This is a genomic window from Aquirufa rosea, from assembly GCF_004118285.1.
Classification (GTDB): Bacteria; Bacteroidota; Bacteroidia; order Cytophagales; family Spirosomataceae; genus Aquirufa; species Aquirufa rosea.
This window is the reverse complement of sequence record NZ_SDHY01000001.1, coordinates 184,496-209,891: the sequence shown is the minus strand read 5'-3', so window position 1 is coordinate 209,891 and position 25,396 is coordinate 184,496. Positions and strand designations below refer to the sequence as shown.

21 protein-coding genes and 3 tRNA genes are annotated in these 25,396 nt (G+C 33.9%); 8 read left to right on the top strand and 16 right to left on the bottom strand.

Going from position 1 to position 25,396, the window contains the following annotated elements; all coding sequences use genetic code 11:
• The first annotated feature begins 16 nt into the window (after positions 1 to 16).
• The 3 genes from ESB04_RS00955 to ESB04_RS00945 are packed head-to-tail and all read left to right on the top strand — an operon-like array spanning position 17 to position 2,395.
• Positions 17 to 805: an undecaprenyl-diphosphate phosphatase gene (locus ESB04_RS00955; protein WP_129025323.1), complete on the top strand. Its 789-nt coding sequence runs from the start codon at positions 17 to 19 to the stop codon at positions 803 to 805.
• Positions 796 to 1,482, top strand: a complete 687-nt coding sequence (gene truB / locus ESB04_RS00950; RefSeq protein WP_129025321.1) for a tRNA pseudouridine(55) synthase TruB — start codon at positions 796 to 798, stop codon at positions 1,480 to 1,482. The genes ESB04_RS00955 and truB overlap by 10 nt, the downstream gene beginning before the upstream one ends.
• Complete coding sequence (locus tag ESB04_RS00945) at positions 1,466 to 2,395, top strand: bifunctional riboflavin kinase/FAD synthetase (RefSeq protein WP_129025319.1); 930 nt, start codon at positions 1,466 to 1,468, stop codon at positions 2,393 to 2,395. The genes truB and ESB04_RS00945 overlap by 17 nt, the downstream gene beginning before the upstream one ends.
• On the opposite strand, the gene pheA is transcribed toward ESB04_RS00945, so the two are convergent.
• Positions 2,387 to 3,466, bottom strand: coding sequence for a prephenate dehydratase (pheA, locus tag ESB04_RS00940; protein ID WP_129025317.1), 1,080 nt, complete (start codon positions 3,464 to 3,466; stop codon positions 2,387 to 2,389). The two genes, ESB04_RS00945 and pheA, sit on opposite strands and share 9 nt — an antisense overlap.
• Positions 3,467 to 3,555: 89 nt before the next feature.
• Between pheA and ESB04_RS00935 the strand changes: the two genes are divergently transcribed.
• On the top strand, positions 3,556 to 4,656 hold the full coding sequence (locus ESB04_RS00935; RefSeq protein ID WP_129025315.1) for a glycosyltransferase family 4 protein: 1,101 nt from the start codon (positions 3,556 to 3,558) through the stop codon (positions 4,654 to 4,656).
• Here the strand turns inward: ESB04_RS00935 and ESB04_RS00930 are convergent.
• The 3 genes from ESB04_RS00930 to ESB04_RS00920 are packed head-to-tail and all read right to left on the bottom strand — an operon-like array spanning position 4,643 to position 7,271.
• The gene (locus ESB04_RS00930; RefSeq protein WP_129025313.1) at positions 4,643 to 5,836 is read right to left on the bottom strand and encodes an MraY family glycosyltransferase; all 1,194 of its coding nucleotides are present in this window, start codon (positions 5,834 to 5,836) and stop codon (positions 4,643 to 4,645) included. The two genes, ESB04_RS00935 and ESB04_RS00930, sit on opposite strands and share 14 nt — an antisense overlap.
• A gap of 5 nt (positions 5,837 to 5,841) precedes the next feature.
• Positions 5,842 to 6,390 (bottom strand): WcaF family extracellular polysaccharide biosynthesis acetyltransferase, encoded by a 549-nt coding sequence (locus ESB04_RS00925; protein WP_235832153.1) that lies wholly within the window; start codon positions 6,388 to 6,390, stop codon positions 5,842 to 5,844.
• Positions 6,387 to 7,271 (bottom strand): glycosyltransferase family 2 protein, encoded by an 885-nt coding sequence (locus ESB04_RS00920; RefSeq protein ID WP_164969559.1) that lies wholly within the window; start codon positions 7,269 to 7,271, stop codon positions 6,387 to 6,389. The genes ESB04_RS00925 and ESB04_RS00920 overlap by 4 nt, the downstream gene beginning before the upstream one ends.
• Before the next feature lie 160 nt (positions 7,272 to 7,431).
• Between ESB04_RS00920 and ESB04_RS00915 the strand changes: the two genes are divergently transcribed.
• Complete coding sequence (locus ESB04_RS00915; protein ID WP_129025309.1) at positions 7,432 to 8,571, top strand: glycosyltransferase; 1,140 nt, start codon at positions 7,432 to 7,434, stop codon at positions 8,569 to 8,571.
• Here the strand turns inward: ESB04_RS00915 and ESB04_RS00910 are convergent.
• From ESB04_RS00910 to ESB04_RS00860, 11 genes are all read right to left on the bottom strand, one after another.
• Positions 8,549 to 9,745, bottom strand: a complete 1,197-nt coding sequence (locus ESB04_RS00910) for a glycosyltransferase (protein WP_129025307.1) — start codon at positions 9,743 to 9,745, stop codon at positions 8,549 to 8,551. The two genes, ESB04_RS00915 and ESB04_RS00910, sit on opposite strands and share 23 nt — an antisense overlap.
• A 6-nt stretch (positions 9,746 to 9,751) precedes the next feature.
• Positions 9,752 to 11,050 carry a hypothetical protein gene (locus ESB04_RS00905; RefSeq protein WP_129025305.1) on the bottom strand — a complete coding sequence of 433 codons (1,299 nt, stop codon included), beginning with the start codon at positions 11,048 to 11,050 and terminating at the stop codon, positions 9,752 to 9,754.
• A gap of 57 nt (positions 11,051 to 11,107) precedes the next feature.
• Positions 11,108 to 11,181: transfer RNA gene (locus ESB04_RS00900), tRNA-Arg, on the bottom strand.
• Positions 11,182 to 11,239: 58 nt separating this feature from the next.
• Positions 11,240 to 11,313: transfer RNA gene (locus tag ESB04_RS00895), tRNA-Pro, on the bottom strand.
• An 11-nt stretch (positions 11,314 to 11,324) separates the two neighbouring features.
• Positions 11,325 to 11,411, bottom strand: a tRNA-Ser gene (locus ESB04_RS00890).
• 63 nt (positions 11,412 to 11,474) lie between these two features.
• Positions 11,475 to 12,971 carry a glutamate synthase subunit beta gene (locus ESB04_RS00885; protein ID WP_129025303.1) on the bottom strand — a complete coding sequence of 499 codons (1,497 nt, stop codon included), beginning with the start codon at positions 12,969 to 12,971 and terminating at the stop codon, positions 11,475 to 11,477.
• Positions 12,972 to 12,980: 9 nt separating this feature from the next.
• A complete protein-coding gene (gene gltB, locus ESB04_RS00880; RefSeq protein ID WP_394343736.1) occupies positions 12,981 to 17,552 on the bottom strand; it encodes a glutamate synthase large subunit in 4,572 nt (1,523 codons plus the stop codon).
• 202 nt (positions 17,553 to 17,754) lie between these two features.
• Positions 17,755 to 18,192 (bottom strand): STAS domain-containing protein, encoded by a 438-nt coding sequence (locus tag ESB04_RS00875; protein ID WP_129025301.1) that lies wholly within the window; start codon positions 18,190 to 18,192, stop codon positions 17,755 to 17,757.
• The gene (locus ESB04_RS00870) at positions 18,182 to 19,129 is read right to left on the bottom strand and encodes a phosphoribosylaminoimidazolesuccinocarboxamide synthase (protein WP_129025299.1); all 948 of its coding nucleotides are present in this window, start codon (positions 19,127 to 19,129) and stop codon (positions 18,182 to 18,184) included. The genes ESB04_RS00875 and ESB04_RS00870 overlap by 11 nt, the downstream gene beginning before the upstream one ends.
• 2 nt (positions 19,130 to 19,131) lie before the next feature.
• Positions 19,132 to 19,674: a hypothetical protein gene (locus tag ESB04_RS00865; RefSeq protein WP_129025297.1), complete on the bottom strand. Its 543-nt coding sequence runs from the start codon at positions 19,672 to 19,674 to the stop codon at positions 19,132 to 19,134.
• Position 19,675: 1 nt separating this feature from the next.
• Positions 19,676 to 20,212, bottom strand: a complete 537-nt coding sequence (locus tag ESB04_RS00860) for a hypothetical protein (RefSeq protein ID WP_129025295.1) — start codon at positions 20,210 to 20,212, stop codon at positions 19,676 to 19,678.
• Positions 20,213 to 20,438: 226 nt separating this feature from the next.
• On the opposite strand from ESB04_RS00860, the gene ESB04_RS00855 reads away from it, so the two are divergent.
• On the top strand, positions 20,439 to 21,650 hold the full coding sequence (locus ESB04_RS00855; protein ID WP_129025293.1) for a pyridoxal phosphate-dependent aminotransferase: 1,212 nt from the start codon (positions 20,439 to 20,441) through the stop codon (positions 21,648 to 21,650).
• Positions 21,647 to 22,384, top strand: a complete 738-nt coding sequence (locus ESB04_RS00850) for a queuosine precursor transporter (RefSeq protein ID WP_129025291.1) — start codon at positions 21,647 to 21,649, stop codon at positions 22,382 to 22,384. Before ESB04_RS00855 ends, ESB04_RS00850 begins: the two co-directional genes overlap by 4 nt.
• Here ESB04_RS00850 and ESB04_RS00845 read toward each other — a convergent pair.
• Positions 22,381 to 23,109 carry a TrmH family RNA methyltransferase gene (locus tag ESB04_RS00845; RefSeq protein WP_129025289.1) on the bottom strand — a complete coding sequence of 243 codons (729 nt, stop codon included), beginning with the start codon at positions 23,107 to 23,109 and terminating at the stop codon, positions 22,381 to 22,383. The two genes, ESB04_RS00850 and ESB04_RS00845, sit on opposite strands and share 4 nt — an antisense overlap.
• A gap of 3 nt (positions 23,110 to 23,112) precedes the next feature.
• On the opposite strand from ESB04_RS00845, the gene tamL reads away from it, so the two are divergent.
• The gene (gene tamL, locus ESB04_RS00840) at positions 23,113 to 25,395 is read left to right on the top strand and encodes a translocation and assembly module lipoprotein TamL (RefSeq protein WP_129025287.1); all 2,283 of its coding nucleotides are present in this window, start codon (positions 23,113 to 23,115) and stop codon (positions 25,393 to 25,395) included.
• The last annotated feature ends 1 nt before the right edge of the window (position 25,396 follow it).

The window sequence follows — 25,396 nt, the reverse complement described above, 5'->3', positions numbered from 1 at the left end:
TTAAATTAAAGAAATAATGGGGCAATATATTGAAGCTCTAATTTTGGGAATTGTAGAAGGCCTTAGTGAATTTTTGCCAATTTCTTCTACGGCTCATATTATAGTAGCTGAGAAGTTATTAGGGATTGAGTCTTCAAAGTTTCTAAATTTTTTTACTGTATTTATACAATTAGGAGCAATTGCCGCTGTTCCTTTTTTATATTTTAAGAGGCTTTTTCATTCTTTTTATATCTATAAATTTATTATTGCTTCATTTATTCCTGCTGCATTTTTGGGTGTTTTTTTAGATGATTTTTTAGAGTCATTATTTCAAGGCTATTGGTTTATTGCAGCTTCTTGGGTAATGGGCGGACTACTATTAATTAAAATTGATGATTGGATTAAAGATCAAGACCATCAGCATAATAATTTAGATAAAATGTCCATTAGTCAATCCGTTAAAATAGGTTTATATCAATGTCTGGCTATGATCCCTGGTGTTTCTCGCTCTGGTGCTTCAATTGTCGGAGGTAGGTTGGTGGGTTTAAATCATCGTGCAGCAGTTGAGTTTTCTTTTTTATTAGGTATTCCTACCATTTTGGGAGCTTGTGCCAAGAAACTATTGGACTATCGTCATGATTTAGACATAATTTTAAATCCAACTAACAGTTTATCCCTTCTCATTGGAGCTGCTGTAAGTTTTGTAATTGCTTTAATTACCATTCAATGGATGGTCGGATTAGTGAATAAATTTGGTTTTAAATTCTTTGGTTACTATCGAGTTTTAGCCGGTATCTTTTTAGCAATTTATTTGTGGTGGAGTTAAATCTAATTGAAGATAAATTCTATTTAATTGATAAGCCCAAGACATGGACTTCCTTCGATGTTGTTAGAAAAATTAAGAACATAGGGAAATTCAAGAAAATAGGACACGCAGGCACCTTAGATCCCCTTGCTTCTGGGTTATTGATACTTTGTGTGGGGAAATACACTAAGAAAATAGAATACTTTCAATCTCTACCCAAAACATATACAGGTACTTTTGTTTTAGGTAAAACAACTCCTTCAATTGATTTGGAAACTGATTTTGATGAGGAATTTTCAGTTGATCATATTACAACAGAAATGCTAGAGAATGCTCGTGTTTCTCTATTGGGCGATATACAACAAGTACCTCCTATTTATTCGGCTGTTAAACAAAATGGTCAAAGATTATATGTCCAAGCTAGAAAAGGAGTAACTGAAAAAGAGCTAGATATTAAAATAAGACAAGCCATAGTTTATGATTTTGAGATGGATAGTTCTTCCTTCCCTGAAATCAAATTTAAAATAACCTGTTCAAAAGGTACATACATTCGGAGCATGGTTCGTGATTTCGGTTATTTTCTGAATTCTGGTGCTTATTTAAAAGAATTAATTCGAACACAAATTGGTGAATACTCCCTGGATCGAGCTCAATCCATCGAGAGTTTTAGTGCAGATCAACATGAAATACTTTTATAAGTTTCCTGAATTAGCTTTTATAGAACAGTCCGTTGTTACTATTGGAATGTTTGATGGAGTGCACCTGGGTCATGCAAAGGTATTATCTAGCTGTGTCAACATTGCCAAACAAAAAAGTATTAGCTCGGTGGTTATTTCATTCAGCAACCATCCATCTACTTATTTTAATCAATCCATTGAAAATAATGGCACCCTTTTAAGTCCAGAATCGGAAAAAATTCAATGGATTGAAGCATTAGGAATAGATTATTTATTTTTAATTCCTTTTGATCAGTTTATAGCTCAATTACCAGCTGAGAATTTAATAGAAGACATTTTGTTACCACAATTTGGCATTTGTGACTTGGTATTAGGTTATGATAATCGCTTCGGTTATCAAAGAAAAGGTTCTGTCGATTTCGTAAATGAATATTATTCTCAACATATAAAGGCATATTCAGTAGAGGTAGCTACAATAGAGGATGAAATTATTAGTTCTTCTATTATTAAAGAGTATTTATCTCAAGGAAATTTGCCCAGAGCCAATAAAATGCTAGGACGAGCTTATACCCTTTCAGGAAGCATTATTCATGGTAATCATAAAGGACGTGAATTAGGCTTCCCAACTGCTAATTTAATGTTGGAGGATTCAGCTAAATATATTCCTGGTTTGGGAGTGTATTTAAGTAAAATGAAAATAGGAAATAATACCTATTCTGGAATTACGAACATTGGCAAAAGACCTACCATAACCATGGATCAGCACATTTCTATTGAAACGCATCTCTTAAATTTTGATTGTGATATTTATGGAGAAAAGGTAGAAATATTTTTGCTTGATAAAATTCGAGATGAAAAGAAATTTAATTCTTTACAGGAGCTTATCGATCAGATATCCATAGATGTTAACCTGGCGAAATCTATCTTAGCATAGGTTCATATAGCTACCAAGGAATATAATTTCATCCTTGCGTTTATTCAATATTTGTTGAACATTTTCATCCAACTTATTTCCTTCTACATCAATAAAGAACCAGAATTTAAATTCATGCGTGTCTTTTTGTGGTCTGGATTCAATTTTCAATAAGTTAATTTGTAGCTGATCAAAATCCTTCAAGAGAGACAATAATGCACCTGGTTTATCGTCATGCTTTAATTTAACCGCCAAACTCGTTTTATCTTTATCCGTTTTTTTCAAATTCTCTACTTTGGATATAATAAAGAAGCGAGTTTGATTGGCCTCACTGTCCTGTATATTATCAAATAAAATAGGTAAAGAATATATTTTAGCTGCAATATGCGAGCATAATGCCGCAGCTTTATTATCCTCTACAGCCAATTTTGCCGCTTTTGAAGTAGAATCAACTTGAATGAAAAAGTCTTCAGGCTTATGGTTGAAGTAATCTTGCAAAAAGCCTTTGCATTGTTGGAAGGCTATGTCTTTTGAGTAAATCTTCTGAATATGGTGAATCGAATTTTCCTTAGAAGCTAGGCAAAAATTTACAGGAATAATGATTTCCGCAATGATGAATAAATTTCGTTCATTCAATAAATCCATGGTTTCTTTTACCATTCCTTCTTGATTATTTTCAATTGGGACAACTCCATACTTTGCTCTTCCTGTCTCAACTGAATCAAAAACAGAACGAATAGAAGGCAGTGAGATATAATCTGCTACAGCTCCAAATCTACTTTCCGCAGCTTGATGTGTAAAGCTCCCTTCAGGTCCTAGATATGAAATAATTTCAGGTAATTCTAAATTTCTAGAGACCCCAAAAATCTCCAAAAATATAGCTTCTATGGCTGCTTTACTCAATTTCCCAGTGTATTTTGAAGCTAAGCGATCAACGATTTCTTTTTCTCTATCCGGGTGATAAATAACCGTATTGTTCTCACGTTTTAATCGTCCAATCTCTTCAACGAATTCCATTCTTTCAACGAGAAGTTTTAAAATGGAATCGTCTATTTGATCAATGCTTTCTCTTAATTCTTGGATGCTTTTCATTCGGGAAAATTTTCAATGCAAGCCAAAATTACTAATTTTGATTGGTTGTAGAAGTTTTTCTGCCGAATAGCTTGTTTTAATTTTGCTAAATGTCAAAAAGGAAAATATTATTTTTCTCAAGTAACTTAAATCGAACAGGTGCTGAGATTGTCTTATTTGATATTTTACATCATATAGATAAAAGTAAATTTGAAATAGGTTTAGTTTTATTGGAGCGAGGTGGTGCATTAGTTGATCAAATATCCCCCGATATTCATGTATTTTATTTAGACACCCAATTTACCCTTTTGGATAAATTGAAATTTCATGCAGGGAAAAATATCATTCTTGATCGATTGGAATTTATTCAAAAACAATTTTCAGCTGATATTTGGTATATAAACACCATACAAAATGCTTTTTTATTACAATATAAAGAGGCTTGTCGTGTCACTACATTTTTACATGTTCATGAATATCTATACAATTTTGAACAACTAGAAATTAAAGATGCGAAACGAATGTTTGAACGATTAGATTATCTGGTGGCTTGTTCAGAATTGGTTTACGCGTTTTTTGCACCTATTTTTCCCAAAGAAAGCTTCATCTTTCATTCTGGAATTAATAAAAATTTGATTGATCAAAGTTTAATTGGATTTATAAAGCCTGAATCTGATAAAAAAGTAATTATCTCCTCTGGTACTGTCTGTTATCGAAAGGGAGTTGATTTATTTTTAGCCTTAAGCAAAGAATTTACTCCTTCTGAGTATAAGTTCATTTGGTTAGGTAAATGGGCAAATAACGGATATGCAGAGGTGATAAGACGTCAAATTTTGACAGGATCTTATCCAACTGTTGAATTTATAGAAGATTTAAGTCCCAAGGAATACTATCAAACAATGGCATGTGCTCATGCTTTTGTTACTTGTTCTAGAGAAGAAAGTATGGGTCTTGTGGCTATGGAGGCTATTTACTGCGGAATTCCTGTTTTAGCTACCAATTCAGGAGGTTCCAATTTAATCATAAATGAAGCCAATGGATTCCTAAGTCAAGATTTTAGACCATCTACCTTGGCAAAAGAACTTACTAATTTATTGAAAAATAAAAAGTTTGATCTGGCCCAAATGCAATCAAGTCTTTCGCATTTTGATATCGCTAAAGAATGTGGAAAACTGGAAATAGCTTTATTGAGTGCCCCTATTCAGATATAGCTTGTTGATTCCCTGTTAAGTTGGTATTCTTTTTCTCGTCGACTAATTGTAGACGTTTCAATTTATCAATCTTGGTATATTTTAACCTATCGACCGTATTGACATCGATATTTTTGGATAATAAATAAGAAACGTAACAATAGATTAAAAATGTTATTAATAGACCAAGTAAAACAGCATGGTTAGAGTATCCATGCCTTATCATCATGTAAATAAATAATACCAATAAATTAAAAGCAATTAAAATCATGGTAGCCCAAAAATGACTAAATCCATTATCTATTAAAATGTGGTGTAGGTGCTTTCTATCTCCTTTGAAAGGTGATACTCCAGTTGAAATACGAATAATAAACATTCGTAAAGTGTCAAATAAAGGTAACAATAAGATGATAATGGTTAATATTGGTGCATCTTTTTCTAACCTTGGATCATAGACGTAAGAACTATTATATACGATGTATTTGACAGCGAAAAAGGCTAGTAAAAAACCCAAGATCATAGAACCGGTATCTCCCATAAAGATCTTGTTTTTAGTTGACCAATTAAACCTTAAGAAGCCCACCAATGAGCCAGCCAAAGATAAGGCTAGTGTAGAAAGGGCAAATAAATTAAGTTGATAAAATAAAAAGGCAAAAATAACGGAGGATACAAAACCCACTGATCCAGCCAAGCCATCGATACCATCCAATAGATTTATGGCGTTGATAATCGCAATAATTATAAATAGGGTAAATACAGTACTTACGATGTAAGGAATTTGATGGATATTAAACAAGCCAAAAAATGTAGAAATACGTAAGTCACCAAAGGTAATTAGTAGTAAAGCAGCTGCAATTTGAATGAATAGTTTCTTTTTGGGAGATAATATAAGTATATCGTCTTTAATGCCTAAGAAGAACAAAATAATCAATGCAGCCACGGCTAAGTGGATTTCATGCCCTTCATTAGGATTATCCCATATAAAATAACTAATAAGAGTAGCTGCAAAAATAGCTACACCACCCAAAGTTGGCGTTAATTCCTCGTGTGAACTACGCAATTCTATTTCGGCCATTAAATCTTTTAATTTCGAGATATTAATGATCACGGGAATTGCCGTAACAGTCACCACCAAAGAGACCAAAAATGAAACAATGATTTGAAACTCTTTATTATTTAATAACTGTATATATTCATTCATTGTACCTAATTAATTTCTCTTTGTTTAATTACTTGCGCTGGGTTTCCCTGGTTTATAGTGTACGGTTTTAAATCCTTACTAGTAAAGGAAGCAACTGTTAACACACAATGACTACCTAAATGTACTCCACCGCTAACAACTGCTCTAGCCCCAATCCACACACCATCTTCCAGAATAATACCATCTGTATACAAATCAAAAGATTTTTTTTTATAGTTATGGTTTCCCGTTAATAAAAAAGCTCCTTGAGATATACAAGCATGGTCTCCTATTTGAATGATTGATAAATTATCTATCCAAACTTCTTCTCCCAGCCACACATAATTTCCAAGACTTAGTTTCCATGGAAATTTAATTTTAACCCAAGGTTTAATGACCACATGATTTCCTACTTTAGCTCCAAAAACACGCAAAAGTAAAATTTTTAAACTGTTCGGATACGGAATATTAGTTAAAAAAAACAAATTAGAAATTAATAACCATGCCAAGTATTTTACTTTCATAAAAATACCAGGTACCCCTTCGCCTGTATATGTACTAAGATCAGTTTTCAAATAATCTTCTTTAGTTCTTCTCTAATTCTAATTTTATCAAATTTATATAAATTCTCGAATTCATATACTTTGGCATCCACTAGAAATCGATACCAAAATACTTGCAATATGTTCCACATTAACCCTCTTAAACCATCCATAAAACCTAATCTAAAGAAGTAAGAATAATGGAACAAGAGTATGGATCTGACAAAAATAGGACTTTTGTTGTAAAATGTCTTTGAATAATGGATTATTGAGTCAATCCAAGGTAAGTCTTTATTATTTGGTACACTAGGTATATAGCGATGTCGCAATACTTCCATAGCCTCCCGACTAGCATACAAATTATGCTTTTGTGTCCACCAAGTTAGATTATTTAAATTATGGTCAATAATTAAATGTTTCAATTGATAAGTATTTGGATGCTCAATGACAATTTTCTCATCCATCCACTTGTCATCACATTTTCCTTCTCCCCTCTTCCAAATTCGCAAAAGCCACATAGGATTTGTCATTCCATAATGTAAAAGTCCTCCCATAAAAAAGACCTTTCTTCTCATGTAAAAACCATTAAAACTTATAAAGGAATCATCCTCCAAGCAAACCTTAATTTCATCAATCAATTCATCACTTAACAACTCGTCACAATCTACACGTATAATATAGTCAGACTCATATGGGTATACTTCTAAGGCTTGATTGATTTGATTTGCGTGGTGTATAAATTTATGCTGATATACAGGTATTTGATATTTTTCGGCAATTTCAAGAGTATTATCAGTTGAATAAGAATCTATGATAAAGATTTCAGAACTTAATTTTTGAACATTTTGAATACATCTCTCTAAATGAATTTCTTCATTGAAGGTTAGAAGTAATACACTAATAGTTCTTTTCAATATCAAAAAATTTTAAAATAAGTTGCCATTTTCATTAATGATGCAATTTAAGATTTATAATTTAAATATGCTTGTAAAGGTTCTTTAATGGGGTGAAGTGCGCAGTCTAAATTTCAATTGATGATTATTTCTTGGTAGTTTTGTTAATGAAAAGAAGCTCATGCGAATTCTAATTCTTCATAACTTATTGTGGTCTCAATACAAATCTGTTGTATTTGAAAAATTGGCTGAAATTGGCGGTAAGAATCATGATGATTTATTGGTGCTAGAAACGACCATTACAGAGGCTGGAAGAGAAGATTTAGTTGATTTTGATTTAGGTACTTATCCCTATAAGTTTCCGGTTAAATTGATTAGCAAACAACCTTTACAATCTATTTCTGCTTGGAAAGTGGGTTTTGAATGGGTTAAAGCTATTTTACGTTTTAAACCCGATGTGGTCAATTTTACTGGTTATGCTGAACCTGCCGCTTTACCTGTTTTGATTTTATGTAGAATTCTTGGTATAAAAACTGTTATGACTATTGAGTCGGTTAGGAATCAATCTGAACAACAGGGGAAATTGACTCATATTGTTAAATCAATGTTAAAAAGTGCCATATTTAAATTGACTAACGGCTTTTTTAGCTACGGCTTAAATTCTAATCTTTTTTTATTTAGAGTTGGTGTTCCTAAAAGTAAAATTTTATCCTTTTTGAACTCATTTGATAAGGTCAAATTTAGGCAACAATTATCCCAGCAATCATCAGAGAGCTTCTCAGGAAGGGCTTTTACGTATATTTTGTATGTTGGTAGGTTATCTGAAGAAAAGAACCTATTTGAATTATTAGATTTAATGAAGGAATTACCTTATTCGTTGAAAATGGTGGGTAGCGGTCCATTGTTAGAATCCATTCAAGAAAAAATAAAAAAGGAAAATATTCTAAATGTACATTTATTAGGTACAGTTGCATGGTCTGACTTGGCTGATCTTTATCAGCAGTCTTCTTGCTTGATTTTGGCCTCAAAAGCCGAAACTTGGGGAATGGTAGCTAATGAGGCACAAGAATTAGGTAAGCCTGTAATTTGTACAGAAGCATGCGGATGCGCTAATGATTTAATTATTGATAATTTCAATGGATTGGTGGTAAAACAAATAAATGATCCTCAAGAAAAGAATAGAATTAAGGAATTCTTGGAACAATTGCCTGGTAGTGCCACTCGATTAAAAGAAATCTCAAAAAGAAATTCTACAATTTTTAGTGTTGAGAAATTAGCAGATGAAATGTATGCTGGATTTAAAGCATTGACCCAGAAATGATTTCTTTTAGTTGATTCTTGACTGCATCAAATTCATAATGTTCCTGAACAAATTTCCTTCCGGCTTTTCCCATATTTACTTGGATATCAGGATTACCTAATAATTCAAGCACTGCATTTTCCAAAGAGTCATTTCCTAATTGTATGATATAAGCTGCATTAGATTCAACTAATTCTAAGGCTATACCTACCTGTTCCGATATGATAACGGGTGTTTCACACAGCATTGCTTCTACCACAGACATTCCAAAGTTCTCAGATAATGATGGTAGTAAAAATACTTGAGAATCGACTAATAATTCCATTCCTTCTTGAGGATTAAGCAACCCAGCAAAAATTACATGATCTTCAAGCTGAAGATGATTAATCATGTTTTTTAGCTCCGATATATAATTATCTTCTTCCCCGCCTGCAATTACGTATTTAATATGTGGATATTTTTTGATGAGAGAGGGTAGAATTTGTATGACAAAATTGATTCCTTTTTTGACAGTCACCCGCCCATAATGGCATAAAATAATTGCCTCCAAATTAATGGAATACTTAGTTCTAAAATTTCCCTTGATAGGTAAAGTTTTAAACTGATCTGTATTAACTATATTAGGTAAAATGGCTGATGTTATTGGCAGTGATAAGAACTTCTTTACCTTAATTTCCTCATCCCGTGTAGAGAATATAATTTTTCTTGCCCTTTTGAGCATATTTTCTACATAAATTTTTAAAAATAACTTTTTTACTTTTGAAGATTTGAGATGAAATGTTTCATCGTATAAACTACCGTGAGGTATTATAACGTAAGGTATGTTATAATATTTGCAAGCCCAATAGGCTGCCATAATCGGGAAATTCCATACCGCTTGAAATACGACTAAATCAAATTTTTTGACATGTTGAAATAACCAAAATAATAGTCCTGGAGCAAATGTATAATTAGGATATCCATAATAATGAAATCTCCAAATTGGATAAGGAAATTCATCATGAGAAACCTTGCCTATATTAAATTGTTGAATCTGTTCTTTTTTTAATCCTTGCGTAGTTGTAAGTACCTCAATATCGTAACCTATATCTACTAAAGCTTGAGAGAATGTGAGATTCGTAAAAATGGGGCCACCTATGGAAATAGCTGGGAAGTAAGCGGGTGAAACTTGTAGGACTTTCTTTCGTTTCAACATACTTAATTAAAGTGCTTGCTTAATTTCATTATTATCTGAAACCATTTCCACGTTCATAAATCGCATAAAAATCAAAAAAGAGACCCAATAGGCGAAGTCCATGGGTCTGCCTGAGGTAAACATGCCTACAAAAGTGTTTAAATAAAACAGGCCTATGAAATTTTGGAAAATACTTGAGGACTTAAAGCAGCGATAAGCGAAATATAAAAAGGTTAATTGAAAACAAGCGAAAAGGATAAACCCAAAAATTCCAAAATTTACTAATGATTCCAATATAGGGATATCAATATATCTGTACCGGTATCCATGACCAAATATGAAATCTATTTTATTGGTATTCCAAAGTTGTTTGACATAATTAATATTATACACACGTCCCATGGCCGATTCATCGACTTCTGAACTTTTACCTAATGTAACGCCCGTGCTCATGGCACGAATGAACAAGTTATAAAAGGAGCTATAGTATGAATCAAATAATTCAACGATACGCAGTTTAGTAGCGAAATAATATAAATTAGCTATTATGACAGCGTAAAATATGTAGGATTGTCTTTTAATGTTAGTGAAAATACTTCGCATAGGAACCATGAAAAATAAAATACATGGAATAGCCATTAAAAGGGTAAGAATTGTGGCCCTAGTTTGCGTTAAAATAATGACAATGAGACTAAACCACACATTGATATGTGCCAATAGTCGAGTAAAAAATGCATGAGGTACTTTAATGGAATCCCAACTCCTATTAATTATTAAAAAAGAAATTAGAAAACCCGCTAATCCATTTCTACTGTAGATGTAGGGATTTCCGGTGAAGCTTTCATTGGTTTTACTGGTATACTGCACAGTTGCTCTAGTTCCAAATACGTAATTGGGATTGGTTGCTACCGAATATATCAAGGCACAACTAGTTAAAAAAGTAATGATCAGAATTAGTACAGGTAGATATTTTTGAACCTCATTATCTACTCGTAATAAAGAAAACAAAAAGCCAAAAATTAGCGCAAAATTGATTAAATCGGTCGTAAACATGGTCATTTCCTTATTTAATAAAAAGAAATATATCATGGCTACACTAAAAAAGGTACCACCTAGAAGTAATAAGAATGTATTTGGTTTGTGACCAACTTTTGCATGAAAGTGGTTAAGCATTAATATCAACCCCATTACATATACAACTCCAGTAAATACAGATCCACCACCGAACCCAAGTTTCTCTTTGAAGAAATAAATTAATGGAGGAGCAATCCAGAATATCAGTATTCCTATCGCATTTTTAACCAAGGTGATTTGCTTAATGGTCAACGCTTTAAAGGAAGGCTAGAAATGATTGATATGGTTAGAAAGTCAAAAGACTTTTAGTGATTCCGTTTGGATTCGAACCAAAGACCTACTGCTTAGAAGGCAGTTGCTCTATCCAACTGAGCTACGGAACCTAAAAATAAATAGTCAATTTATTTTTAGTGCAAGCACTGCAATAAATTGACTATGTTGTCGGGGTGGCAGGATTCGAACCTACGACCTCTTGGTCCCAAACCAAGCGCGATACCGGGCTACGCTACACCCCGAAAAAACACTGCGGAGAGAGAGGGATTCGAACCCTCGGTACCGTTACCAGTACGACAGTTTAGCAAACTGTTCCTTTCGGCCTCTCAGGCATCTCTCCTAGCATTTAAGAGAGCACAAATGTAGTAATTTTTTTTGATTATCTAAATTTGAAAATGAAAATTTATTTAAAAATATCGAAACTTGAAACAGTTTTTCCTTCCAAACTTGTTGATCCCATTAAATAATGATCAATACTTCTTGCAGCCTCTCGGCCTTCGGATATTGCCCACACCACTAATGACTGTCCTCTGCGTGCATCACCCGCTACAAAAATTTTATCTTGGGCAGATTGATAATTAGCATTAGCTACAATATTTCCTCTTTCATCAGAAGAAATACCCGTTTCAGTCAATTGTTCAAATAAAGCACCATGATCAGTATGTAGAAACCCTGCAGCAATTAATGCCAAGTCGCAAGGTATCTCTCGAATATTAGTCACTTTTTGTTCCATTTTACCATTGGACATATCATAGCTGATATCTCCTATTTTTAACGCTACTAATTCATTTTTTTCATTTTTGATAAATTCCTGCAAAGAAATAGACCAAAGACGTTCCGCTCCCTCTTCATGTGAAGTGGACGTTCGTAGCATATTGGGCCAGTTGGGCCAAGGGGTATTTTCAGCACGATCAACTGGTGGCTTGGGCATTACTTCAATTTGAGTAATGGAGGCAGCTTTGTGCCTATTGGAAGTACCTACGCAATCTGAACCCGTATCTCCTCCCCCAATCACCACCACATGTTTTCCTGTAGCAATAATGTTCGAATTTGTGTAAGTTTCTCCTTTGTGATTGACCTCCAATGGTATATTTGCATTTCTTTTATTTTGTTGAGATAAGAATTCCATTGCAGGATAAATCCCTTGTGCATCACTTCCATTGACAGTAATTAACCTTGGAGTTGTGGAACCCGTAGCGATTAAAATAGCATCAAATTCTGTCATTAATTTGGATACCTTGAGATTAACTCCAATGTGAATGTTTGTTTTAAATTCTACCCCTTCTTTCTTCATTACATCCACCCGGCGATCCACCACTGATTTATCCAATTTGAAATCAGGAATTCCATATCGTAATAAACCACCGATTTGATCTGCTCGCTCAAAAACAGTAACTAAATGTCCAACCTTGTTTAATTGAGCAGCCGCTGCTAATCCAGCAGGACCAGAACCAATGATGGCCACTTTCTTTCCAGTTCTTTTAGTTGGAATAAAAGGAATTACCCATCCTTCGGAATAGGCTTTTTCAATAATTGATTTTTCAATCAATTCAATAGTTACAGGAGGTTTATTGATTCCCAATACACAAGCTGATTCGCATGGGGCAGGACAAATTCTCCCTGTAAATTCTGGAAAATTATTGGTAGAACTAAGAATTTCATATGCATATCTCCAATTTTGCTCGTAAACAGCATCATTGAATTCAGGTATAATATTTCCTAATGGACAACCACTATGACAAAATGGTGTGCCACAGTCCATACAACGACTAGCCTGCTTTTCAGTTTCTTCAGGTGTATTTAATAATTCAATTTCTTTATAGTCATTGATACGCTCTGAAACCACCCTCTTAGCAGAGGTCTTTCTTTCCACTTCTAAAAAACCAGTTGGCTTTCCCATCTTCAATAATTAGTTTAATTCTACTTTAATATTTTGATAAACTTTGTCTTTGTCATTTAACACATCAGTGATACTTAAATTTCTGCTAGCCAAGGCATTACGGTAATCAATTGGTAATACCTTTTTAAATAAACTGGTCATAGCTTTGAAATTATCCATCACAAATTTGCCTTTAACTGAACCCGTTAATTCGATGTGTTTAGTTAAATACAGTGACACGATTTGATCATCTTCTTGATTCAAGTCAGATATTTCTACCATCTCACGATTAACTTTAGATTCGAAATCATTCTTTTCATCAAGGACATAAGCTACACCACCTGACATACCTGCACCAAAGTTGCGACCTGTAGCCCCTAGAATGAGTACTAAACCACCTGTCATATACTCACAACCATGGTCTCCTATTCCCTCTACTACTACTTTTGCACCCGAATTCCTAACACAGAATCTTTCTCCTGCCATACCTGCTAAATATGCCTCTCCGGAAGTTGCGCCATAGAATGAAACATTTCCAACGATTGAGTTCTCAGATGCTACAAACTTAGCTTCAGGTGATGGATAGGCTATTAGAGTAGCACCACAAAGACCTTTACCAATATAATCATTGGCATCTCCTTCTATCTCAAACTTAAGTCCTTTTACAGCAAATGCTCCAAAAGATTGACCTGCAGTTCCCTTGAATTTCATATGAATTAGTCCTTCAGGTAACGCTTTATCACCATACTTCTTCGTAATTTCATTCGATAAAATCGTACCGACAGAACGGTTAACGTTGATAATATCCAATTCACCAGAAACAGGCTTTTTAGAGTCAATGGCATCCTTAGCTAATTTTAATATTTTCCAATCTAGCTGGTCAGCTAAACCATGATCTTGTTCTTCAGATTTGAATACAGCTACTCCTTCACCAGGATTAGAAGGCGTCAAAATTGGTGATAAATCAATATGCTTAAACTTCCAATGAGAAGATACATCGGTCATACTTAGGTAATCTACACGTCCAATCATGTCTTCTAGTTTTCGGAATCCTAATTCAGCCATGATTTCACGTAATTCTTGAGCTAAGAAATGGAATAGATTTACCACATGCTCAGGCTTACCTGTATACAAGGCTCGTAATTCAGGATTTTGCGTGGCAACACCCACAGGACATGTATTCAAATGACATTTACGCATCATAATACATCCTGCTGTCACTAGTGCAGCTGTAGCTACACCGAATTCTTCGGCTCCTAATAATGCAGCGATAGCGATGTCACGGCCTGTTTTAATTTGCCCATCTGTTTGAATGGTAACTCGACCTCTTAATTTGTTTTTTACCAGTGTTTGATGCGTTTCAGCTAATCCTAATTCCCATGGTAAACCTGCATGACGAATGGATGATAATGGTGAGGCTCCTGTTCCTCCGTCATATCCGGCAATTAAAATATGATCAGCATGTGCTTTAGCCACACCGGCTGCAATCGTTCCAACTCCTGCTTCAGATACTAATTTAACCGAAATTCTAGCTTCACGATTGGCATTTTTTAAATCAAATATTAATTGGGCCAAATCCTCAATCGAATAAATATCATGGTGAGGTGGAGGAGAAATTAAGCCTACACCTGGAGTAGAATGACGAGTTTTTCCAATCCAATCATCTACCTTATGGCCTGGTAATTGACCTCCTTCTCCTGGTTTTGCTCCTTGAGCCATTTTGATTTGTAATTCCACCGCATTTGTCAAGTAATTGGCTGTCACACCAAATCTACCCGACGCCACTTGCTTGATGGCTGAATTCATGGAATCACCATTTTTCATTTTTTCAAAACGAATTGGGTCTTCTCCACCTTCTCCTGTGTTGGATTTACCTCCAATACGGTTCATGGCAATAGCTAAGGTAGTATGAGCTTCATAAGATATGGAACCAAATGACATGGCCCCTGTGGCAAAACGTTTTAGAATATTCTCAATCGGCTCTACTTCATCGATCGAAATAGAATGAGAAGCATTTTTAAATCGCAACAAACCTCTAAGGGTAATGGACTTCTTACTTTGGTCATCAATTAATTTTGAATATTTTTTGTAAGTAGCGTAATCATTATTTTTAGTAGATTGTTGTAATAAGTGGATAGTCTGTGGATTGAATAAATGCTCCTCTCCTCTTTGTTTCCACTGATAAATACCTCCTACCTCTAGTTTTGGGTGATCTGATTTCAACAAGGCAAAACCTGATTGATGCTTAATTAGAGCTTCTTTGGCAATAGTATCCAAATCAACTCCATTGATTCTAGAAATTGAACCACTGAAATAATTGTCTACAACCTCTTTGCTTAAACCTAAAATTTCGAATATCTGAGCTCCTTGATATGATTGTAAGGTAGATATACCCATTTTAGAGAATATCTTGAGCAACTCCCCATTTACGGCTTTGATATAATTGTATTCTAATTTTTCGTAAGATAAACTAGCATCTACCAAACGATTATCTTTCATGGCCTTAATCGTCTCAAATGCCATATATGGATTAATTGCAGATGCACCGTAACCAATCAAAGTGGCAAAATGATGGGTCTCCCATACATCTCCTGCTTCAATAATGATCCCAACTTTAGCTCTTTTTTTAGCTCGAATTAAGTGATTATGTACTGCCCCAAGAGCCAATAAGGATGGTATTGGCGCATGAGATGAGTCAATACCTCTATCTGTCAATAAAATAATCGAATAACCATCATCTACTGCATCTTCTGCATATTGGCAAATTCTATTCAATGCTTTCTTTAAAACACCTGGTTCTTCAGATGAACGGAAAGTCATATGTATGGATTTAGTCTGAAAGTTGGCATGGTCAATCCAACGAATCTTCTCCACTTCTTTATTTCGCAATACTGGTTGTTGAATTTCAATTTGTCTACAATGACTAGGCGACTCTTCCAATAAATTAGACAATCCACCTATATCTGTCAATAAGGACATAACCATACGTTCACGTATGGGGTCAATCGGAGGATTAGTAACCTGGGCAAATAATTGTTTAAAATAACTTGACAAATGCTGAGCTTTATCAGAAAGAACAGCCAATGGGGTATCAATTCCCATAGATCCCAAGGCTTCTTTACCAGTTTCAGCCATTTGAGCTAGAATCACTCGTATATCTTCCGTGGTAAAACCAAATATTTGTTGACGTGAGATTAATTCGACTGGCTTTGGTTGACGATATTCACTTCCTGCTTCAGGCAAGTCTTCAACTCTAATTTTATTTTCTCTTAACCATTGGCCATAAGGCTGTTGTTGACAAATTTTCTCTTTTAATTCCTCGTCTGGAATAATTCTACCTTGCTCCATATCCACCACAAACATCTTTCCTGGCTGTAAACGACCTTTGGAAACGATGCTTGCTGGATCTAAATCCAAAACACCAGCCTCAGACGCCATGATAACATGATCATCATTGGTTACCCAATACCTGGAAGGACGTAATCCATTTCTATCTAGAGTAGCACCAATCATTTTACCATCAGTGAATGAAATGGAAGCGGGACCATCCCATGGTTCCATCATAGCGGCATGATACTCATAGAAATCCTTCTTATAACTTTCCATTGATTCATTACCATCCCACGCCTCTGGAATCAGCATCATCATTACATGAGGCAATGAACGTCCACTTAAATATAGGATTTCAATGGCATTATCTAGAATGGCTGAATCTGATTGCCCTAGACTACAAACGGGCAGAATCATATCCAACTCTTCTTGAGTGAAATATTTACTCGAGAATAAAGCTGATTGCGCCTGCATCCAAGATGAATTTCCTTTAACTGTATTTATTTCGCCATTATGAGCAATATACCTAAAGGGCTGTGCTAATCTCCATTCTGGAAAAGTATTTGTAGAAAAGCGAGAGTGTACAATGGCTAAAGCCGATGTGAAATTTTCTTGAAATAAATCCTGAAAATAACCCGGAACTTGCATGGTTGTCAACATACCCTTATAAATAATGGTACGGCAAGACAAAGAAGCAAAATAAAACTTACCGTTCAATTGAACAATAGTTTCATTTAACAAACGGGTTACATATTGACGGAAAACATATAGTTTTCTCTCAAAATCAATTTCAGTTAAGCAAGATTCAGGTCTTTCAATGAATAATTGTTGAATAGATGGTTCTTCATTTCCTGAATCTGCACCGATAATTTCCGAATTATTAACAGGTACATTTCGGTAACCTAATATTCTTAGACTTAATTTCTTTGCCTTCCTTTCGATAATCTCCTTACATTCTTTAATTAGAGTTTCATCTTGGGGGAAGAAAACCATACCCACACCATAATGCCCTAAAGAAGGTAAAGCGAAACCCAATTTTGCAGTTTCTTCAAAAAAGAATTCATGAGGTAACTGAACTAATACTCCAGCACCGTCTCCAGAATTAGGATCACAACCACAAGCACCACGATGGTCCATTCGAATCAACATCTTAATTGAATCTTGTACAATTCGATGCGATTTAATGCCTTTCATACTGGCTACAAATCCAATACCACAAGCATCGTGCTCAAATTCTTTCCGATACAATCCCTCTTCATTCATGACTTCCATAAAAAACTATTAATATTCTAATAATAAACTAAAAATTCTCAACAAAATTAAATATCAGTAATAAACGGCAAACAGATATTTATATAAGCAATATCAAATTTAATCAAAAATATATTTGGCAATCGATTGATTAAACAAAATATAATATGGTTTGCAAAATATCACTAAACAACTACAAAATATCTTGCTAGAGTACAATTTCTCAATAATCATCTCCATAATCAGATGATTCATTTCCATATTCATTCTCTTCTTCCCCATCGCTATCACCAAAATCATTCTCTAGATCGTTTAAATATATTGCATCAACACCTTCTCTTACGGTGTTTAGAATAGTTAAGTTTTCAATTTTAGCTTGATCAAGCCTTTCCACTACTCCTTCATCTTTATTAACCACTACGAACAGTCCTGATTCATTGGAGCATATTTTGGTACCTTTTCTAATAGCTGATACACCATAACCATCCAATTCAGTCACTTTGGATATATTTAAAATCATATTGGCATATTCTTTCTTAAAAAGCAACCGTACAACATTTTCTAATTCCTCATAATTGTTTTGAACTAAGCTTTCTTCCTTCCATTCAATTAAAGCATAGCTTTCATTTTGTTCAAGTTTAAACAAAGTATTAGTTGACATTTTCTAAAAATTGGTTTACGTGATTAAATATACGCTGTTCTAAATTTTCTTGGGGTTCTTTTTGAAATTTTTGACCGGTAATTTCTTCAAATAGTAGAATATAACGTTGTGAAATTTCCTCAACAAATTCATCTGTAAATACTGGAACCTCCTGCCCCTCTTTTCCTTGAAAGCCATTAGCAATTAACCATTCTCTAACAAATTCCTTTGATAATTGCTTCTGAGGCAAGTTCTTATCCAATAATTCTTGGTAAGTGTTAGCATAAAAATATCGAGATGAATCAGGAGTATGAATTTCATCCATAAGCATGATTTGACCATTATATAAACCAAATTCATATTTGGTGTCTACTAAAATCAAACCTTTCTCCTTGGCCATCTGTGTTCCTCTATCAAATAACTCTAAGGCTTTTTGACACAATTGATCCATTAAATCTTTATTAACAATTCCTAGTTCTAATATCTTAGCAATTGATATATCCTCATCATGGCCCTCACTGGCTTTAGTGGTAGGTGTAATAATAGGCTTTGGCAGGCGGTCGTTTTCTTTTAAGCCATCTGGAAGGACTACTCCGCAAATTTCTCTTTTACCCGATTTATACTCTCTCCAAAGGTGTCCTGCGACATAACCTCTTACTACCATTTCGATAGGAATTGCTTGACATCTATAACCATAGGCCACATTTGGATCAGGTGTGTCTATCAACCAGTTAGGTACAATGTCTTGTGTGGCTCTAAGAAAATAGGCGGCAATTTGATTCAACACCTGTCCTTTAAAAGGAATAGTTCTAGGTAAAATAACATCAAATGCAGAAATCCTATCCGATGTAACCATGAGTAGTCTGTCATCACCAATACTATATACATCCCTAACCTTCCCTCGATAAAATGCGGTTTGATTTTTAAAATGTAATGGACTTTGCGCCTGATTTGCCATAATTAATACATTAAAATTTTTTCTTTCTTCTTCATTAAATCAAGTAAACCTAAGGCTTCCTTAGCATTCATTCGATTTAAATTCTGTTGGTCAGTTAACCATTGATTCTGTTTGACTGATCTTAAGATCGGTAAAACTTTACGCCATTTAAAAGCATATATTTCAAACTGTTTGATCAATGTGTCGGAAACAGGGTTTGCTTTAATACCTTTTTCAATTAGGTCCATAGCCTGATCAATTTTCCCCTGTTTGTCCAATATGGCTGCTTGAATTAACAACTCGTTCGAATCTTTATCTGTAAGAGGAATACTTTTTTCTATGAATTGATTCAAGCGAATATTCAATAGTGCTTGTGTTCTCTCTAATTCTTTATTGATGAAAATATCCTTGCCCTTAGCTTTTTTAATCCAATACAAAGCTTCTTCGTTTTTTCCTTGCTTGATTAACAGGTTAACTTGTTGGATATCTTTATTATAAACACTGGCCCTATTAGAAAATAGCCCTTGGTATATCAATAAAAAGATGTAAAAATAAGATGTAAACAACCTAAATCTTAATTATATGCAGAATAAAGAGTAAATCCGTACAGATTAAAATCACCAACAAAATTAGCAAATATACCTTCATGTCGACTAATTCAGACCAATTATTCGAACTCAAGAAGGTAAAATATGATGCTTCATGATTAGTTAATGCTGATTCTTGTATTTGATTACCTATTTTAAGCACTTTAGTAATCGGCCTAAACTCCTCTCCCAAACGGAACTTAGAGTTCATTTTTATTGATTTCTTTGAAAGAAATGACCTTTTAAAATTTAGAATTTCGGTATTTTCAAGCAAGCTTTGAAATGAATTTGTAGGTGTATTGGGAATAAATGTTTCTATTTCACCTCTTTGATAATTATGTATTTCCAGTGAAATATAATATGATTGAGACCGCTTGATATCTTCACCAATAATATCCTGAGCCAACTTCCATTTTTCCTTGGAATTCGTGTAATAAAATGGAACTTGATAGATTAAAGTAATTTCATCGGTATCTTGATAATTAGAAACGTCTGAATCCCCATATGAAATAAACATCCAGAAGAACAAAAGAAAAATTCCAAATCGGAATAATACTTTAAATATAAAAATGCCAGATATGCGGAATATGCCTTTCGTTTTTATCCAATATTTCCATAGTATTAGCACATAAATGCAAATAAATAAACTCAATAAAATGAAAAAAAGTTGAGCAAAATTCATTGAGTTGGGTTAAAAACAATTCAAAAGTAAATGACTATTTTTACAATTCTTATTTTTTTCAATGGATATATTAAAAAGTAAAAGATTAGAGCATCTAAAATATGAGATACGTGGACCAGTTTATGATAAAGCTCTAGCTCTTCAAAATCAAGGTTATAAAATTACTTCCTTAAATATTGGAAATCCGGCGGCATTTGGATTTGAAACTCCTGATGAGATTGTGCATGATATTATTGTTAATATTCGAAATGCACAAGGGTATACTGATTCCCGAGGACTTTTTGCAGCCCGTAAGGCAGTCATGCAATATTACCAGAATAAAGGAGTAAAAAATATACTAATTGAAGATATTTATATTGGCAATGGGGTCAGTGAACTAATCTCATTAGTGATGATGGCTTTATTGAATCCAGATGACGAAGTTTTAATTCCATCGCCTGATTATCCCTTATGGACTACAGTAGTAGGCTTAGCAGGAGGTAAATCACTACATTATGTATGTGATGAAAGCAATGATTGGCAGCCAGATTTGGAGGATATGGAATCTAAAATCACAGATAAATGTAGGGCAATCGTCTTAATTAATCCTAATAACCCCACTGGAGCTGTTTATTCTAAAGAAGTTGTTGATAAAATTGTTCAACTGGCCATAAAGCATAAACTCATTTTATTCTCTGATGAGATTTATGATAAGATTTTATTTGATCAGCATGAACATTATTCAGCTGCAGGCCTATCAGATGATATTTTAATCGTTACCATGGGTGGTTTATCCAAAAATTATCGTGCAGCTGGATTTAGAGGTGGATGGATGATTTTAACAGGTGCTAAACATAAAGCTAAATCATATATTGAAGGTCTAAATTTTTTGTTTAGTACTCGATTGTGTGCGAATGTAATTACACAATTTGGAATTCAAACGGCTTTGGGTGGTTATCAGTCAATCAATGATTTGGTAGCTCCGTCAGGTAGGCTTTACAAGCAAATGCAATTGGCCTATGAAAAACTAAATGCAATAGATGGAGTAAGTTGTGTCAAACCCAAAGGAGCTTTATATCTTTTTCCAAAAATTGATTTGGGCAAATTTACTTTTGAAGACGACGAGCATTTTGTGATGTCTTTGTTGGAAGAACAAAAGATTTTAGTGGTGGCTGGTAGAGGATTTAACTTTAAACAAAGAGATCATTTCAGAATAGTATTTTTACCCCACGTAGAGCAACTTTCCGTAGCTTTGGACAAAATAGCTTTGCATTTTGATAATTATAGAAGATGATATTTAATCAGTTTTCTCGCAAGCAGAAGTTATTCATATTTCTATTTGGCATATTTCTAACCAATGCCATCGTTGCGGAGATTATTGGTGTAAAAATAGTAAGTATAGAGAAGTCATTGGGCTTTTCCCCCTTGGGCCTTTTAACTCCTTGGGGTGAAACCTGGGATTTCAATCAAACGGCTGGAGCTTTGAATTGGCCCATTGTATTTATTACTTCAGATATTATTAATGACTATTTTGGCAAAAAGGGCGTTCGTTTTATCTCCTACACTACTGCCTTATTTATCGCTTATTCCTTTTTAATCATTTATTTGGCTACCCTATTAGTCCCTGCTGATTTTTGGCTCCAAGTAAACAATTCCAGCAACTTTGATATCAATCTGTCTTTTTCTAAGATTTTCAGACAAGGTTTAGGAATTATTACGGGATCACTAACTGCCTTTTTAGTGAGTCAAATGTTTGATGCGATCATTTTTGAAAAGATTAAAAATAGAACCGGCCAGAAGTACATTTGGTTGAGAGCGACAGGCTCTACCCTTCTTTCCCAATTGATTGATAGTGTTTTAGTGATTGGTATCGCCTTTTATTTTTTTGGTAACTGGACTTTAGGCCAATGGATGAATGTCTCTTTGAACAACTATTTATACAAATTTTTTATAGCTATCTTATTTACTCCCGTTCTGTATTTGGCACATTACCTCATTGAGCTATACCTAAAAAAGGAAAAAAATTAATTTCTCTTAAGGTTATCTAAAATAATACCTGTAGAAATAGCTACATTTAGTGATTCGGCTCCACCATATCTTGGAATTGTGATTTTTTGCTGAATAATATTGTGCAGATCCTCTCTTATCCCGTGGGATTCACTACCCATAATCAAGAATGCTCTATCTGGGAATTCAAAAGCATGAATATTCTCTCCATCCAAATCAGCACCCAGAATTGAATAATTAGGATGAGATGTTAGAAATGCAGGTAAATCAGTATATAAACATTTCACTCGTTTAAAGGAACCCATGGTAGCCGATATAACTTTAGGATTGTAAAACTCCGTACAATCAGCTGATAACACTATTTGATCAATTCCATACCAATCACAAATTCTAATGATTGTTCCTAAATTACCAGGATCCCTTACTCCATCTAAGACTAAAACATATGGATTTAGCGTTTCAAAAGAAATTAAATTTTTCATCTTGACAACCGCTATTCCAAATTGATTTATAGTTAAGGTACTTAGCTTGGTAATTTCGTTTTTGGGCAAAAAATATATGGACTGTTTTATAGATGAAAATTGATGGGCATAATCTTCATTTATCACTAAAAATTCTATCTGGTATGAAGAATCAAGAACCTCCAAAATGCCCTTTTCCCCTTCCACTAAAAATAATCCATTCTCTGTTCTTCCTTTTTTAGAATGTAGAGAATTAATTAACTTTATTTGTTTATTCGTTAACATCTTTTGAAATCAATAAAATTATTTATCGGATTATTTATCATTCAGGTATTATTTCTATCCTGCAAAGGATTCCGTCAATTCAAGTTTACTGAATACAAAATAAACCGAATCGATATTCAAGGGAATAGGTTAATCTCCAAAGAAGATTTAAGAACAAATATACCTGGTTTGAAGGAATCTTATGTAAGATTATTTTCACCAAAAGTTTACGGATATTTTGAAAGCAAAAGAAAAATTAGGGATTCGCTAGGAAAGTCACCTGCTTTCATTCAACTTTTTAACACACCTAATCCTAGTAGTAATAAACAAAATCTTGAAAACGCAAAAGAGGCTCTTTATAGATATTACAGAAATAATGGCTTTTTAAGTAATCTAATTCGATTAGATTTAGACACCGTAGATCGTTTTAATAAATTGGTAAATGTGACCTTCACGATTGAAGAAAATGATTTAAGTCTGTTTTCTAAGAGAGATTCATTTTTAATAGACAATCCACTACTGAATAAAAAATTCGAGTCCTATTATACCAAAGAAAGCTTGATAAAACCTAATGATAGATTAAGCCTCGAAATATTAAGAAAAGAAAGAGAAAATATTAGTCACTACTTTAAGAATCAAGGGTATTTCTATTTTTCCAACGAAGCTGTTGGGTTGAAATTAAATGATTTAATAGACAGTAGCCTTTTAAGGGTAGGGATCATATATAAGATTCCTGATTTCAAAGAAAACAACGTAAATCGATTATATGATCGATTATTCCGTTTTGGTAAATCAAGTTTCATTAATAATCAATATGCAGATTCTTCCAACATTGATGTATTAAATACAACCGCTTTATCAAAATTAATAACTTTTAAAGAAGGTGATTTGTATTCGGTAGATCAACTCAACCAGAGCTTACAAAACATCTATTCGTCTGACCAATTCAAATCCGTATCCATTAAGTTCGACACCTCCTCTACTCGAGTGTTTCCTAAGGTCGAATTGGTACCCAATGAGAAATTTAATTTTTCTTCTGAATTAGGAGGAAGTGTCTTTAGAGGAATTCCGGGACCATTTTTAACTAATTCATTTAAAGTGAGAAGGGTATTTTCAAGCTTGGATTATTTAGATTTTTCAGCTAGAATAGGTTTTGAAGCCCAAGCTGGATTTATTAATACGGACCAAGCAAGAAAAAACCTAGAAGTTAATTTAAGTACTACTTTAAATTTCCCAAAATTGTTTCTTCCGAGCAATATTAGAAAGCAGTTAGGTGCACTTTATGCTTCTCAAACTCAAATAGGATTTGGATATGACTACATCAATCGTCCCGAATATTTGAGGACCAATTTTAAGATTTTTCAGAGATATCAATGGAGAAAGTCTCCCTACAAATCATTTCAATTTTCTTTGTTAGACTTAAATATATTAAATACCAATTATCCTGAAACGGCTACCTCTACGGCATTTAGAAATTATTTAGAGGAGTTAAGGCTTCAAGGAAATAACTTGTATAGAAGTTTTAATCCAAGTTTTGTTTCTAGTATTCATTTCAACTACAATTATCGAAGCTTCTTACCAAGTAATGAACTCCAGGCTGGAGAATCTTTTCAAATTGGAATTGAATCTGGTGGAAGTACATTGAATTTAATCAATTCAAAGAAGATTACATTTATCGAAAACATTCTAGGTAGTAGTGAAAATATTCAGTTTTATCGATTTTTAAGATTTAATTTCGATTACAGAAGATATAAAATGTTGGGCGTAAATAGGAAGTCGCAATTAGCATTTAAATTTTTAGGTGGATTAGCATATGCTTACGGGGAAGAAAATGATTTTCAATTACCATATGAAAAAAACTTCTTTATTGGAGGACCAAGTAGCTTACGTGCTTGGAAACCAAGGCGTTTAGGGCCTGGATCTTATAATTCTATTGGTAACTTAATTGAACAACCGGGAAGTATCTTAATAGAGTCTTCCTTGGAATACCGTTTTAGAATGTTTCAATTATTTGGAATTATGAATGGAGCCTTTTTTGTTGATGCTGGTAATATTTGGACATTTGCCAATTCAAAGGGAGTGAAAGACGGATATTTTAGCTTTGACAGTTTCTATAACCAAATAGCTGTTGGTACAGGCTTTGGTCTTCGTTGGGATTTCTCCTATTTCCTCTTACGATTGGACTTAGCCACTAAGGTGATTAATCCAGCCAAACAGACTAATGAAAAATGGGTCCTCTCCAAAACATCATTTAGTAGTGGTGAGAACCCAATTGAATTCAATATAGGTATTGGATATCCTTTCTAAT